General features: G+C 45.4%; 14 protein-coding genes and 1 other annotated feature. All 14 genes read right to left on the bottom strand.

Annotated features, from left to right (window positions below; genetic code table 11):
• Positions 1-91: 91 nt before the first annotated feature.
• Positions 92-2,170 carry an elongation factor G gene (gene fusA / locus CARFE_RS0111730; protein WP_011345195.1) on the bottom strand — a complete coding sequence of 693 codons (2,079 nt, stop codon included), beginning with the start codon at positions 2,168-2,170 and terminating at the stop codon, positions 92-94.
• 15 nt (positions 2,171-2,185) lie between these two features.
• Positions 2,186-2,656, bottom strand: coding sequence for a 30S ribosomal protein S7 (gene rpsG / locus CARFE_RS0111725; protein ID WP_011345196.1), 471 nt, complete (start codon positions 2,654-2,656; stop codon positions 2,186-2,188).
• A 38-nt stretch (positions 2,657-2,694) separates the two neighbouring features.
• A complete protein-coding gene (gene rpsL / locus CARFE_RS0111720) occupies positions 2,695-3,075 on the bottom strand; it encodes a 30S ribosomal protein S12 (protein ID WP_011345197.1) in 381 nt (126 codons plus the stop codon).
• Between the two features lie 3 nt (positions 3,076-3,078).
• Complete coding sequence (locus CARFE_RS0111715) at positions 3,079-3,342, bottom strand: L7Ae/L30e/S12e/Gadd45 family ribosomal protein (protein ID WP_011345198.1); 264 nt, start codon at positions 3,340-3,342, stop codon at positions 3,079-3,081.
• A 145-nt stretch (positions 3,343-3,487) separates the two neighbouring features.
• Positions 3,488-6,946, bottom strand: coding sequence for a DNA-directed RNA polymerase subunit beta' (gene rpoC, locus CARFE_RS0111710; RefSeq protein WP_028052883.1), 3,459 nt, complete (start codon positions 6,944-6,946; stop codon positions 3,488-3,490).
• A 23-nt stretch (positions 6,947-6,969) separates the two neighbouring features.
• Entirely contained in the window at positions 6,970-10,368 is a 3,399-nt protein-coding gene (gene rpoB / locus CARFE_RS0111705; protein ID WP_011345200.1) for a DNA-directed RNA polymerase subunit beta, read from the bottom strand.
• Positions 10,369-10,815: 447 nt separating this feature from the next.
• Positions 10,816-11,196, bottom strand: a complete 381-nt coding sequence (rplL, locus tag CARFE_RS0111695) for a 50S ribosomal protein L7/L12 (RefSeq protein ID WP_028052882.1) — start codon at positions 11,194-11,196, stop codon at positions 10,816-10,818.
• Between the two features lie 65 nt (positions 11,197-11,261).
• Positions 11,262-11,792, bottom strand: coding sequence for a 50S ribosomal protein L10 (gene rplJ, locus CARFE_RS0111690; RefSeq protein WP_028052881.1), 531 nt, complete (start codon positions 11,790-11,792; stop codon positions 11,262-11,264).
• Positions 11,793-11,807: 15 nt separating this feature from the next.
• Positions 11,808-11,938, bottom strand: a sequence feature (ribosomal protein L10 leader region).
• A gap of 42 nt (positions 11,939-11,980) precedes the next feature.
• Positions 11,981-12,676, bottom strand: coding sequence for a 50S ribosomal protein L1 (gene rplA / locus CARFE_RS0111685; RefSeq protein ID WP_028052880.1), 696 nt, complete (start codon positions 12,674-12,676; stop codon positions 11,981-11,983).
• A 76-nt stretch (positions 12,677-12,752) separates the two neighbouring features.
• Positions 12,753-13,178 carry a 50S ribosomal protein L11 gene (rplK, locus tag CARFE_RS0111680; protein ID WP_011345205.1) on the bottom strand — a complete coding sequence of 142 codons (426 nt, stop codon included), beginning with the start codon at positions 13,176-13,178 and terminating at the stop codon, positions 12,753-12,755.
• A gap of 21 nt (positions 13,179-13,199) precedes the next feature.
• Positions 13,200-13,721 carry a transcription termination/antitermination protein NusG gene (gene nusG, locus CARFE_RS0111675; protein ID WP_011345206.1) on the bottom strand — a complete coding sequence of 174 codons (522 nt, stop codon included), beginning with the start codon at positions 13,719-13,721 and terminating at the stop codon, positions 13,200-13,202.
• Positions 13,722-13,741: 20 nt separating this feature from the next.
• Positions 13,742-14,005 carry a preprotein translocase subunit SecE gene (secE, locus tag CARFE_RS0111670; RefSeq protein ID WP_084138935.1) on the bottom strand — a complete coding sequence of 88 codons (264 nt, stop codon included), beginning with the start codon at positions 14,003-14,005 and terminating at the stop codon, positions 13,742-13,744.
• Positions 14,006-14,022: 17 nt separating this feature from the next.
• Positions 14,023-14,172, bottom strand: a complete 150-nt coding sequence (gene rpmG, locus CARFE_RS0111665) for a 50S ribosomal protein L33 (RefSeq protein ID WP_028052878.1) — start codon at positions 14,170-14,172, stop codon at positions 14,023-14,025.
• Positions 14,173-14,313: 141 nt separating this feature from the next.
• The coding region (locus tag CARFE_RS16010) for an EF-Tu C-terminal domain-related protein (RefSeq protein WP_154652766.1) at positions 14,314-14,408 on the bottom strand (95 nt) is incomplete at its 5' end.

Genomic DNA, 14,408 nt, shown 5'->3' with positions numbered 1-14,408 from the left:
TCTTCCCGTGGTCTACGTGACCTATCGTCCCAATGTTTACGTGCGGTTTTACCCGCTCAAATTTTGCCTTCGCCATCGTTACTCCTCCTTTTTACTTACCTTGTCTTTTTTGAATTATTTGATCTGCCAAGTTTTTGGGCACTTCCTCATAATGGGAGAAATGCATAGTATAGGTACCCCGTCCCTGGGTTTTCGAACGGAGATCGGTAGCATAACCAAACATTTCAGCTAATGGTACATAGCCTCTTACAACCTGCATGTTGTTCCGGGCTTCCATACCTTCAATCCGTCCCCGGCGAGAGTTGAGGTCACCGATAACCTCACCCATGTATTCTTCCGGAACAACAACTTCAACTTTCATAATAGGTTCTAAAAGAACCGGATTTGCCTTTAAAACCGCCTGTTTAGCGGCCATGGAACCGGCAATTTTAAAGGCCATTTCTGAAGAGTCAACTTCGTGGAAGCTACCATCAAACAGCGTTACCCGAACGTCGATAACCGGATATCCTGCCAGTACTCCGGATTCTAAGGCTTCCCGTACACCAGCATCTACTGCCGGGATGTATTCCTTGGGAATCACGCCACCAACAATTTTATTGACAAACTCATAACCTTTACCGGGTTCCAGCGGTTCAATTTCAATCCAAACATGACCGTATTGACCGCGTCCACCGGTTTGCCGGATGTACTTACCTTCGGCCTTGGCAGTCCCCCGAACGGTTTCTTTGTAAGCAACCTGGGGCTTACCAACATTGGCTTCAACTTTAAACTCCCGCATGAGCCGGTCGACGATAATTTCTAAATGCAATTCACCCATTCCAGCAATAATGGTCTGGCCGGTTTCCTGGTCGGTCCACATCTTAAAGGTGGGGTCTTCCTCAGCCAAACGTTGCAGGGCAATACTCATCTTTTCCTGGTCCTGTTTGGTCTTGGGTTCAATCGCGACGTTAATAACCGGCTCGGGGAATTCCATGGATTCTAAAACAATTGGATGCTTTTCATCGCAAATGGTATCTCCAGTGTGGGTATCTTTTAAACCAACTGCTGCAGCTATATCTCCGGAACATACTTCATCAATTTCTTCCCGGTGGTTAGCATGCATCCGTAGCAAGCGGCCAATCCGCTCTTTCTTTCCTTTAGTGGAATTTAAAACGTAAGAACCGGCTTTAAGAACACCGGAATAAACCCTGAAGAAGGTGAGCTTACCCACATAGGGATCAGCCATAATCTTAAACGCCAGAGCGGCAAATGGCTCGGAATCGCTTGCTTTCCGGAAGTCTTCATCACCCGTTTCGGGGTTAATCCCGCGCACTGCCGGAATATCCACCGGAGAAGGTAAATAATAAACAATAGCGTCTAAAAGCGGCTGAACACCTTTATTTTTAAAGGAAGAACCGCAAAGTACCGGAACAACTTTTACAGCAATTGTTGCTTTTCTAAGTCCCGCTCTGATTTCTTCGGGAGTTAGTTCTTCCCCATCCAAGTATTTCAACATTAGTTCTTCATCAGCTTCCGCGGCTGCTTCCATTACTTTTTCCCGATACTCAGCTACCAAATCTAACATCTCAGCAGGAATTTCCGCTTCCGCTAATTGAGTACCAAGGTCATCGGTATAAATAATCGCTTTATTTTCAATTAAATCGATAACTCCCTGGAACGTATCTTCATTTCCAATGGGGAGCTGAATCGGTACCGGATTGGCCCCCAGGCGTTCTTTAATTTGCCTCACCACTTCAAAAAAGTTGGCTCCCATCCGGTCCATTTTGTTAACATACGCTATCCGCGGAACACCATATTTATCGGCCTGACGCCAGACAGTTTCCGATTGGGGTTCAACGCCACCAACAGCGCAAAATATCGCCACGGCGCCGTCTAAAACCCTAAGCGATCTTTCAACTTCCACGGTAAAGTCCACGTGGCCGGGCGTATCAATGATGTTAATCCGGTGATTTTTCCAAAAGCATGTAGTAGCCGCTGAGGTAATGGTAATACCCCGCTCTTGTTCCTGGACCATCCAGTCCATGGTCGCGGCACCATCATGCACTTCGCCCATTTTATGCACTTTACCGGTATAGAAGAGAATACGCTCTGTTGTAGTCGTTTTGCCGGCGTCAATATGAGCCATAATCCCGATGTTTCTCGTCCGTTCCAACGGGTATTCTCTCGGCATATCGTATTCCCTCCTTTACCATCTATAATGGGCAAACGCCTTATTGGCCTCGGCCATTTTGTGAGTATCCTCTTTTTTCTTAACGGCTCCGCCAACACCGTTAGCCGCATCCATAATTTCAGCAGCCAATTTTTCTTCCATGCTCCGGCCGTTTCTTTCCCGGGCATAGTTGACGATCCAGCGGATAGCCAAGGACTGCCGCCGTTCCGGACGAACTTCCACCGGTACCTGATAGTTGGCCCCACCAACCCGGCGCGGCCGTACTTCAAGTACGGGCATAACATTTTTCATGGCTTCTTCGAAAACTTCTAATGGATCCCTGCCGGTTTTTTCCCGGATTATATCAAAAGCCCGATAGCAGATTTTTTCCGCCAAGCTTTTTTTGCCGTCAACCATTGTCTTATTAATCAACTTGGTTACCAATTTACTGCCATAAATTGGATCCGGCAAAACATCCCGCTTGGGCACAGGTCCTCTTCTGGGCATCTTCTTCCCCCCTTTACAAGGATTCTTTCAGTTACTTTTTACTTCTTAGCTTTAGGCCGTTTTGTTCCGTACTTGGAACGACCTTGATTGCGGTTCTGCACTCCAGCACAGTCAAGCGCTCCCCGAACGATATGATATCTCACACCAGGAAGGTCCTTAACCCGGCCACCCCGTACCAATACCACCGAGTGTTCCTGTAAGTTGTGACCGATACCGCCGATATATGCGGTAACTTCAATGCCATTAGTTAACCGTACCCGGGCTACTTTCCGTAAGGCAGAGTTCGGCTTCTTCGGGGTTGTCGTATAGACTCTGGTACAAACTCCTCTTTTTTGCGGGCATCCTTTGAGCGCCGGTGCACTGGATTTCACAGCTACTTTTTCCCTACCTTTTCTCACTAACTGATTAATCGTTGGCATTTATTACACCTCCTTCCCCGGATCAATAATTGCAGCACAGGCACAACCTACAGCAATACCGCAGCTTTTTCCCAATTCTGCCATAGTATCTACGGTTTCAACTGGAACATTTTTTTCCTTGCAGAGGGCTACCACCGGATCGGTAACCCGCTTTTCTGCATCTAAGGCAATAAAAACCTTTATCGCTTTCCCTTTTTGGAGGGCTTTTAAAGTTTGCTTGGTGCCAACCGTCCTGTTTTTGGTTTCCTTAATCTCCGAAAGCGGCACTATACTCCCTCCCGCCTGTTAACACACTTTTATATGATAGCATTTTGCAAAATCCTTGTCAATTCATCTAAATTTTCGCCGGAGGTAATATCCATTAAAATTTTGTTAATTTTTCAGGGGCCGTGAGGTCCCGGCCCCTGAAATTTTACTCTTCATTCTTGGCCTGAACCATGATATTGCGGTAACGGGCCATACCCGTACCCGCAGGTATTAACTTACCGATAATCACATTTTCCTTAAGGCCTAAAAGCGGATCAACCTTACCTTTAATAGCCGCTTCGGTAAGCACCCTGGTGGTTTCCTGGAACGATGCCGCCGATAAGAACGAGTCAGTTGCCAGCGAAGCCTTAGTTATCCCCAGCAGTACCCTCTTAGCGGTTGCCGGTTTTCCACCTTTTGCAATAACTTTAGCATTTTCATCTTCAAATTCAAAAATATCCACCAGGCTTCCCGGTAAAAGGTCGGTATCACCGGAATCCTCAATTTTTACCTTTCTTAGCATTTGCCTAATAACTACCTCAATATGCTTATCGTTAATTTCCACACCCTGCATCCGGTAAACTTTCTGCACTTCCTGGAGGAGATAAAGCTGAGCCCCCTCGATACCTTTAACTCTAATTAAGTCATGGGGGTTAATTGGCCCTTCCGTTAGTTCGTCCCCGGCATATACTTTATCTCCGGTCTGGACTTTGATGCGTGCTTGATAAGTTATAGGATATACCTTGCGTTCTCCGGTCTCCTGATTTATGACCTCAATTTCCCGGCGTCCTTTGTTATCCCGAACCTCAACCACACCATCAATTTCGGTAATAATCGCCTGGCCCTTGGGTCTCCGGGCTTCAAACAGTTCTTCGACCCGCGGTAAACCCTGGGTAATATCCTCACCGGCAACACCACCGGTATGGAAGGTCCGCATGGTAAGCTGGGTACCCGGTTCTCCGATACTTTGCGCGGCAATAATTCCTACCGCTTCGCCGATATCTACTATGCTGTTGGTAGCAAGATTTCGACCGTAACACCGGGTGCAAACCCCGTGGCGAGTGCGACAGGTTAATACGGAACGGATTTTAACCTTCTTAATATTTGCCGAAACAATTTTTTCAGCGATTTCTTCAGTAATTTCCTGGTTTTTCGCGACCAGTAATTCGCCCGTTTCCGGATGGACTACATCTTCCGCAGCCACTCTCCCCAAAATTCTATCTTCAAGTTTTTCAATAACATCAGTCCCGTCTTTCACATCGGTAACATAAATACCATCTTCGGTACCGCAATCTTCTTCCCTGACTATAACATCCTGGCAAACGTCAACCAGTCGCCGGGTAAGGTAACCGGAGTCGGCAGTTCTAAGCGCCGTATCCGCCAATCCTTTCCGTGCTCCGTGGGTGGAAATAAAGTATTCTAATACCGTTAACCCTTCCCGGAAATTAGCTTTAATCGGCAGGTCAATGATTCTTCCGGAAGGATCGGCCATCAATCCCCGCATTCCGGCTAACTGGCGAATCTGTTGAATGTTACCCCGGGCACCAGATTTGGCCATCATATAAACGTGGTTAAACTGGGAAGCTTCTAAGGTTTCCACCAGTTTTTTCGTTACCTTTTCGGTTGCCGCATTCCAGATATCTACCACCCGCTGATAACGTTCATCTTCGGTAATTAAACCCCGGCGGTACTTGACTTCAATGTCCGCCACCATCCGGTCCGCTTCTTCTAAAATTTCCTGCTTTTCTTTGGGAACGGTAATATCTACGATACCAATGGTAAGACCGGCCTTTGTTGCATAATGGAATCCAAGTTTTTTAAGACCGTCTAACAAGTAGCCGGTTTTTTCATAGCCAAGCTTTCTATACGATTCGGTAACAATTTTTCCCAGGGCTTTTTTATCAACTAAGTGATTTATAAATCTTAACTCTTCGGGAATTACCTCATTAAATATTATCCTTCCCGGAGTGGTCTCTAACTCCACTATTTCTCCCCGTATGGGATAGCGAACTTTTATTTTGGTGTGAAGCTCGATAACCCCTTCTTCATAAGCCATTATTACTTCTTCCGGATGGGCAAATTTCTTGCCTTCACCTTTAGCACCGGGCTTTTCTACCGTCAGGTAGTAACTGCCAATAACCATATCCTGAGTCGGTACGACTACAGGCTTTCCGTCTTTAGGGTTCAGGATATTGTGGGAAGAAAGCATTAAAAGTCGAGCTTCCGCCTGGGCTTCCGCCGAAAGAGGCACGTGAACCGCCATTTGGTCGCCATCGAAGTCAGCGTTGTAAGCGGTACAAACCAGCGGGTGAATTTGGATTGCCCTACCTTCCACCAGAACCGGTTCAAAAGCCTGAATTCCCAAACGGTGCAAGGTAGGCGCCCGGTTTAAAAGCACCGGATGTTCTTTAATTACCTCTTCCAGGACATCCCAAACCTCGGGTTTGACCCGCTCCACCATGCGCTTGGCACTTTTAATGTTGTGAGCAATACCGTCGGCCACTAATTTTTTCATAACAAACGGCTTAAACAACTCTAAAGCCATTTCCTTTGGCAAACCGCACTGGTGCAACTTCAATTCCGGGCCAACCACGATAACCGAACGACCGGAATAGTCCACCCGCTTACCCAATAGGTTTTGGCGGAAACGCCCCTGCTTACCCTTTAACATATCCGACAGGGACTTTAAGGGCCGGTTTCCGGGTCCTGTTACCGGACGGCCACGCCGGCCATTATCGATAAGAGCATCCACCGCTTCCTGCAGCATGCGCTTTTCATTTCGGACAATGATGTCCGGTGCCCCTAATTCTAAAAGCCTTTTTAAGCGGTTGTTACGGTTTATTACCCGCCGGTACAGGTCATTTAAGTCCGACGTGGCAAACCGGCCACCGTCCAGCTGGACCATCGGCCGCAGTTCCGGAGGAATAACCGGAATAACATCTAAAATCATCCATTCCGGCCGGTTGCCGGATTTTCTAAACGACTCGACAACTTCCAATCGGCGGAGTGCTCTGATCCGCCGCTGTCCGGTTGATTCTTTAATCTCCGCCTTGAGCTCGGCGGAAAGTTCATCTAAATCTATTTCCGCCAAAAGCTCTTTTATCGCTTCTGCTCCCATTCCCGCTTTAAAAGCATTGCCGTACTTTTCCCGGGCTTCCCGATACTCCGTTTCGGTCAGCAACTGCTTTTTAAGAAGGGGAGTTTCCCCGGGGTCAATCACGATGTACGAAACAAAGTACAAAACTTTTTCCAGGGAACGGGGAGACATATCCAGTAAAAGGCCCATCCGACTGGGAATCCCTTTAAAATACCAGATATGCGATACCGGAGCAGCAAGCTCAATATGGCCAAGCCGTTCCCGCCGCACTTTTGAACGAGTTACTTCGACCCCGCAGCGGTCACAGACGACTCCCTTATAACGAACCCGTTTGTATTTACCGCAGTGACACTCCCAGTCTTTGGTAGGGCCAAATATTCTTTCGCAAAAAAGTCCATCCCGTTCCGGTTTTAGAGTCCGGTAATTTATTGTTTCCGGCTTTTTAACCTCTCCATGGGACCAGGCACGGATTTGATCCGGAGATGCAAGACCAATCTTAATACGCTCAAAGTTATTTAGAACCAGCAAGGAGCTTCTCTCCTTTCAATAATTTAATCCTCCAGGTCACCATCAAAATCATCATTAATCTCAAAATCCGCTTCTACTTCTTCCTCATAATATTCGTTTTTTACTTCGTCTCGATCCGCAATGCTTGCCGCTAAGCCGTATTCTTCGGCTTTTTCACCTATATCATCGTCTATTTCCTTAATTTCTACTTCTTCATCATTATCGGTGAGAACTTTAACGTCAAGCCCCAAGCTTTGCAGTTCCTTGATTAATACCTTGAACGACTCTGGAACACCCGGTTCAGGGATATTCTCTCCTTTAACAATTGCTTCGTAGGTTTTTACCCGACCAACCACATCGTCCGACTTAATGGTGAGAATTTCCTGCAGCGTATAAGCGGCGCCGTAGGCCTCCAAAGCCCAAACCTCCATTTCCCCGAACCGCTGCCCACCAAACTGGGCTTTTCCACCCAGCGGCTGTTGGGTGACCAGAGAATACGGACCGGTAGACCGGGCATGGATTTTGTCGTCTACCAGGTGAGCAAGTTTCAGCATATAAACATAGCCTACCGTTACGCGGCTGTCAAAAGGCTCACCGGTACGTCCATCTCTTACTTCTATCTTGCCGTCTTCCGGAAGTCCTGCCTTTCGCAGCGCCTCAAAAATATCTTCTTCGGTAGCCCCGTTAAAAATCGGAGTTGCTACATTTATCCCAAGAGCCTTGGCAGCCCACCCCAGGTGACACTCCAGAATCTGTCCAATATTCATCCGGGAAGGAACACCCAGAGGATTTAAAACAATTTCCACGGGGGTGCCGTCGGGTAAGAAAGGCATATCTTCTTCCGGCAAAATCCTTGCCACAACACCCTTATTACCGTGGCGACCAGCCATCTTGTCCCCGACGGAAATTTTCCGTTTCTGGGCAATGTAAACACGGACCAGCATATTTACTCCCGGAGAAAGCTCGTCGCCATTTTCCCGGGAAAAAACTTTAACATCGACAACTTTTCCGGATTCTCCGTGAGGAACCCGCAGGGATGTATCCCTGACTTCCCGGGCCTTTTCCCCGAAAATAGCCCTAAGAAGTCTTTCTTCAGCAGTAAGTTCCGTTTCTCCTTTGGGAGTGACTTTACCTACCAGGATATCCCCCGGACGGACTTCAGCCCCTATCCGGATAATTCCCCGTTCATCTAAATCTTTTAAGGCATCTTCACCAACATTGGGAATATCCCGGGTAATCTCTTCGGGACCAAGCTTAGTATCCCGGGCATCACATTCGTATTCTTCAATGTGAATGGAAGTAAAAACATCTTCTTTAACCAGCTTTTCGCTTATCAAAATAGCGTCTTCATAGTTATAACCTTCCCAGGGCATGTAGGCCACCAAAACATTTTTACCTAAAGCCAGTTCACCGTGATCGGTAGACGGACCATCAGCAATTATTTGGTCCTTCTCCACCCGTTCACCTTTCCTGACAATCGGCTTTTGATTGATACACGTCCCCTGGTTGGACCGTTGAAATTTTATAAGCTTATACCGGTCTATTTGCCCCTGGTCGTTTCTTATGACGATCTCATCCGCAGTAACTCGCTCCACAACTCCAGGATTCTTGGCCAGAACCACAACCCCCGAGTCTTTAGCAGCCTTGTACTCAATACCGGTGCCAACTACCGGCGCTTCGGTCCGGATAAGCGGCACTGCCTGCCGTTGCATGTTAGCACCCATCAACGCCCGGTTGGCATCGTCATGTTCTAAGAAAGGAATTAGGGAAGTTGCCACCGAGAAAACCTGTTTGGGAGAAACATCAACAAAATCAACTTTTGAAGGCTCGACGTGCAAGATTTCGCTGCCATGCCGGGCATTGACCATTTCATCTAAAAATTTTCCTTCCGGAGAAAGCCTGACGTTAGCCTGAGCAATAATGTATTTTTCTTCTTCATCGGCAGTTAAGTAAACAATTTCATTGGTTACAACTCCCCGCTCCTTATCAACCTTGCGGTAGGGAGTTTCAATAAAGCCAAATTCATTTACCCGGGCATAAGTAGTTAGATTACCGATAAGACCAATGTTTGGACCTTCCGGCGTTTCAATGGGGCACATCCGCCCGTAATGGGAGTGGTGAACGTCCCGTACTTCGAAACCAGCCCTTTCCCGGGAAAGTCCTCCCGGTCCCAGAGCCGAAAGCCGCCGTTTATGGGTTAATTCGGCCAGAGGATTGGTTTGGTCCATAAACTGGGAAAGCTGGCTGGAACCAAAGAATTCTTTAATGGCAGCTACAATAGGTCTTGTATTTATTAAAACCTGCGGGGTTAATGAATCGGCATCCTGAATGGTCATCCGCTCCCGCACAACCCGTTCCATCCGGGCTAAACCGATCCTAAATTGGTTTTGCAGTAATTCCCCTACTGACCGGAGCCGGCGATTGCCTAAATGGTCAATATCGTCTACCTTCCCCTGTCCCCGCATTAATCCTAAAAGATAGCGAATGGTATAAATTATATCTTCGTTAGTAAGTTCCCGAATAAACTCCCTTTTAACGGGAACATAGTCATTTAAATATTTATCATATTCTTTTTCACCGTCTTCCTCGAGGTAACGGTATAATACCCCGTGATTTAATTTTTTAAATAGCTTGTATCGTCCAACATTACCCAGATCGTAACGTTTTGGATCAAAAAACATTGAATCTAAAAGAGTTTTCGCACTCTCCACCGTTGGCGGTTCACCCGGACGGAGCTTTTTATATATTTCAATTAACGCTTCTTCCCGGGAATCGGTATTGTCTCTTTCGAGGGTAGCAATAATTTTATCATCATGGTCGAATAATTCCGCAATGCGCCCTTTTGATTCGTACCCAAGCGCCTTTAAAAGCACCGTTACGGGAAGCTTACGGGTGCGATCGATACGGACATATATATGGTCATTTACATCCGTCTCAAATTCTAACCAGGCTCCCCGGTTAGGGATAATTGTTGCCAGGTACATTTTTTTACCGTTAGGGTCGACCTGTTCCGAAAAGTAAACTCCGGGGGAACGAACCATTTGACTGATTACAACCCGTTCAGCACCGTTAAAAATAAAGGTACCTTTTTCCGTCATTAAGGGGAAATCCCCTAAAAATACTTCCTGCTCTTTAATTTCTCCGGTTTCCTTATTTAAAAGTCTTACCTTTACTCGAAGAGGGGCAGAATATGTAAAATCCCGTTCTTTGCACTCCTCCACAGAGTATTTGGGCTTACCAAGGTAGTAATCTAAAAACTCTAAAGATAAATTACCGGTAAAATCGGTAATCGGGGATATTTCCCGAAAAACTTCCCTTAACCCTTCATCTAAAAACCACTGGTACGATTTTTTCTGAATTTCAATGAGATAAGGAAGTTCCAGGATTTCGGGAAATTTGGCATAGCTATAACGAATTTTTTTCCCGACCTGCACCGGTATCATTTAAACTATCACCCCTCAGAAAAAATTAAAAGCCAAAAAGGTAAAAAGGCAAAAAGAATCCCTTTTGCCTTTCTACCTAAAAATATTCAAGGCAATACTTCACATTACCATATTGTATCCAAAGTCGCAAGATGTTACACATCCTCCAATTTAATTACAAGATGGCATTTTTAAATGTTATCACAAGTATTTGTAATTGTCAATAAACGGATTACCTCCCGGAGGTAAAAATTCATCACAACGACCGAAATTTTGTTCAGCACCAAAATTAACCATCCCGAGCGATCGATTTTCTTGATTTAATTTTACCAAACTCCGGGGGTTTTGAGTTCTTTATAATAGTGGGCTAAACAGCAGCAGAAAATAAGTTCTACCCTAACTATATGCCGAACCTTGCTTCCATATAAAAAACCCCCGGCAAAGAGCCGAGGGCTTTTGGAAAGGTTACTATTTAATTTCAACAGTAGCGCCAACTTCTTCAAGCTTGGCCTTGATAGCTTCGGCATCAGCTTTGCTGACTTTTTCCTTAACAGGCTTCGGAGCACCATCCACCAAATCCTTGGATTCTTTGAGGCCAAGGCCGGTGATTTCCCGGACAACTTTAATAACGTTAACTTTTTGTGCCCCGGGGCTGACAAGGATTACGTCAAATTCGGTCTTTTCTTCCTGAGCAGGAGCCGCAGCAGCGGAAGCCACCGGAGCCGCAGCAACCGCTACAGGAGCAGCAGCGCTGACACCAAACTCTTCTTCAAAAGCTTTTACAAGCTCAGCAAGCTCGAGAACAGTTAAACTTTTCACAGCCTCTAAAATTTCTTGTACTTTGGACATTTATTTCACCTCCAAAAATATTTTTTTCTATTTATGGTTAAGCCCAGCGGCTTATACCCAACAAATTATTCTTCGCCAGCTTTCTGCTTGCGAATCGCTTCAAGAGCATAAACAAATTTTCTAAGCACACCGGCAAGAGCTCCAGCAAATCCGTAAAGGGGAGCTTGCATGCCACCAAGAAGCTTTGCCAAAAGAACGTTCCGCGGTGGAAGATCGGCAATGGCTTTGACCTTGTCCTTTTCCAGAACAATATTTTCCAGGATTCCAACTTTAATTTCTAAATTAGGATGATCTTTAGCAAAATCAAATAAAACTTTCGCAGCTGAAGCTGGATCTTCTTTGGCCACAGCCAAAGCAGTTGGTCCTTCTAAATAAGGATCCAATCCGGTAATACCCAAGTTATGGGCAGCCCGTTTAGCTAAAGTATTTTTTACAACTTTAATTTCCGCACCTTTTTCCTTGAGTTTCCGCCGAAGTTCGGTCATTTCGGCCACAGTAAGCCCCCGGTAGTCAACCAGTATTGCCGCCTGGGAGCTTTTAATCATTTCCTCAATCTCCGCTACTACTTTTGCCTTTTGTTCAATAATCGGTTTCAACTAACGATCCACCTCCTCGAAAGCAATTAAGGCCGCCGTAGACACACGGCGGCCTTGGGTTTTTCTTCCTTAAGCCTTGCCTCGGTTGGCGGTTTCCCATTAAGCCCTCAGGCACCAACGGTCTACGGCAAATAAATATTTATTTGCCACAATGGTCATTTTAACACATGTCGAACGATTTGACAACACTATTTAACTAGCTTTAAGTGATTTATTTTGATGCCAGGCCCCATAGTTGAAGAAACTACTACACCTTTTAAATATTGACCTTTTGCACCTGCGGGCTTGGCTTTTATTAAAGCATCCATTAAGGTATTGAAGTTTTCCACAAGCTTTTCTACCGGGAACGACACTTTTCCAATCGGCACGTGGACAATACCAGCTTTATCTACCCGGTACTCAATCTTACCGGCTTTAATATCGGCAATCGCTTTTGCCACTTCAAAGGTAACGGTTCCGGTTTTCGGGCTGGGCATTAACCCCTTAGGACCCAAAATTTTACCCAAACGCCCCACAGCTCCCATCATATCCGGAGTCGCCACCACTACGTCAAAATCGATCCAACCCTGGGCAATTTTTTCAATATATTCTTCGGCACCAACATAATCAGCACCGGCAGCTTCTGCTTCCTTCGCCTTTTCCCCTTTTGCAAAAACCAATACTTTCCGGGTTTTACCGGTACCGTGGGGCAGCACTACGGCACCCCTTACCTGCTGATCGGCATGCCGGGGATCAACCCCAAGTTTTACAGCCACTTCAACGGTTTCATCAAACTTAGCAAAGGAAAGCTCCTTTACCAGAGTAAAAGCTTCCGCCGGTTCATATAACTTGGCTTTATCAACTTTTTTCGCAGCTTCTAAATATTTCTTTCCGTGTTTTGGCATTTTTCCTTCCCTCCTTGTGGTATTAGCGGAAAGACACTCCTCCCACTTTTTAGCAAAATTTTAATATAATAAAAAATTAGTCTACAACTTCAATTCCCATACTCCGGGCAGTACCTTCAATCATTCTCATTGCTGCTTCAACATCGTTGGCATTTAAATCTTTGAGCTTAAGCTCAGCAATTTCCCGAATTTTAGCCCGGGTAACTTTACCCACTTTTTTCTTGTTGGGCTGGCCCGAACCCGATTCTATTCCGGCAGCTTTCTTAAGAAGGTCAGAAGCCGGCGGAGTTTTAGTTACAAAGGTAAAGGACCGGTCTTCATAAACAGTAATTTCAACGGGGATAATCATACCAGCCTGTTGAGCAGTACGCTCATTGTATTCTTTAACAAAAGCCATTATGTTAACCCCGTGCTGACCAAGTGCAGGACCAACCGGGGGAGCAGGCGTCGCTTTACCTGCTGGGATTTGTAATTTCACTACTGCAACTACTTTCTTAGCCATCTTTTCACCTCCATTCAAAAACTATATCTTAGTTACCTGGGAAAAATCAAGTTCAATGGGAGTTTCTCTCCCAAACATAGAAACCAAAACCTTTACTTTCCCCTTATCCGGGTAAATTTCTTCAACATTTCCAACAAACCCTTCAAAAGGTCCAGCATTTACCCGAACAGGTTGCCCGATTTCCAAATCAATTTTAGTCCGGGGTTCATCAATACCCATCTGCTTCATAATTTGCCGTACTTCCTGGGCAGTCAAAGGAATGGGCTTGGACCCCCCAACAAAACCTGTTACTCCAGGAGTATGTCTAACCACATTGTACGACTCGTCAGTTAAAATCATTTCCACTAAAACATAACCGGGGAAAATTTTGCGTTTGGACACCTTTTTCTTTCCGTCTTTAATTTCTAACTCATCTTCCATGGGAACCAAAATGCGGAAAATGTGATTCCCCATGTTTAACGACTCAATTCTTTTTTCTAAGTTGGCTTTTACTTTGTTTTCGTGTCCAGAATAGGTATGGACGACATACCAGTTTTTTTCCATTACAAGATTCCTGCCTTTACCTATTTAAGAAGTAAGTTCAGGAAAAAGCTTAAAAACGAGTCAAAAAGCCAGATGATAAGGCCTACAATAATAACGGTTAAAAAAACAACTCCCGTATAAACAATTGATTCATTTCGGGTCGGCCAGTGGACTTTTTTCACCTCGGCCCAAACGCTCCGAAAATACTGCTGAGTTTTTACCCAGGCTCCCTCACCCGCTTTAGAAGCTTTCCGGGTCTCTTTCCCAACTTCGGTTTTAGAAATTTCCTTACCCGCAGCTCCCATAAAAATTCCCCATCCTTTTATTTTGTTTCTTTATGCACCGTATGAGCATTACAGTAAGGGCAATACTTCTTTAATTCAAGTCTCCCCGGATCGTTCTTTTTGTTTTTGGTAGTAGTATAGTTACGGTGCTTGCATTGGGTACATTCTAAAGTTATTGTTACGCGCATTTCAACCATCCTCCTAAAAATAAAAAAATCATAGGCAGTTTACAATTTTACCTAATATAATCTATCACAATACCCCAGCCCTGTCAATACAATGAAAATTTTAACCTAAACAAAAAAGGGAGGGAAACCCTCCCTTTAAACTTACTCTTCGATCGCGGTAACAACGCCCGCGCCTACAGTTCTGCCACCTTCCCGAATAGCAAATCTCAATCCTTCTTCAATAGCAATCGGTGTGA

This window comes from Carboxydothermus ferrireducens DSM 11255, from assembly GCF_000427565.1.
Lineage (GTDB): Bacteria > Bacillota > Z-2901 > Carboxydothermales > Carboxydothermaceae > Carboxydothermus > Carboxydothermus hydrogenoformans.
This window is presented reverse-complemented; position numbering and strand designations above follow the sequence as displayed.

Excerpts from the sequence above, each read along its gene's own strand:
- secE (WP_084138935.1), bottom strand. The coding sequence starts at position 14,005 with ATGGGAGCTGCGGGTAAGGAAATTTCTAAAACCGAAGTTGGGAAAGAG.
- rplK (WP_011345205.1), bottom strand. The coding sequence starts at position 13,178 with ATGGCTAAGAAAGTAGTTGCAGTAGTGAAATTACAAATCCCAGCAGGT.
- fusA (WP_011345195.1), bottom strand. The coding sequence starts at position 2,170 with ATGCCGAGAGAATACCCGTTGGAACGGACGAGAAACATCGGGATTATG.
- rpsL (WP_011345197.1), bottom strand. The coding sequence starts at position 3,075 with ATGCCAACGATTAATCAGTTAGTGAGAAAAGGTAGGGAAAAAGTAGCT.
- rpsG (WP_011345196.1), bottom strand. The coding sequence starts at position 2,656 with ATGCCCAGAAGAGGACCTGTGCCCAAGCGGGATGTTTTGCCGGATCCA.
- rpmG (WP_028052878.1), bottom strand. The coding sequence starts at position 14,172 with ATGCGCGTAACAATAACTTTAGAATGTACCCAATGCAAGCACCGTAAC.
- rplL (WP_028052882.1), bottom strand. The coding sequence starts at position 11,196 with ATGTCCAAAGTACAAGAAATTTTAGAGGCTGTGAAAAGTTTAACTGTT.
- rplA (WP_028052880.1), bottom strand. The coding sequence starts at position 12,676 with ATGCCAAAACACGGAAAGAAATATTTAGAAGCTGCGAAAAAAGTTGAT.
- rpoB (WP_011345200.1), bottom strand. The coding sequence starts at position 10,368 with ATGATACCGGTGCAGGTCGGGAAAAAAATTCGTTATAGCTATGCCAAA.
- nusG (WP_011345206.1), bottom strand. The coding sequence starts at position 13,721 with ATGGAAAAAAACTGGTATGTCGTCCATACCTATTCTGGACACGAAAAC.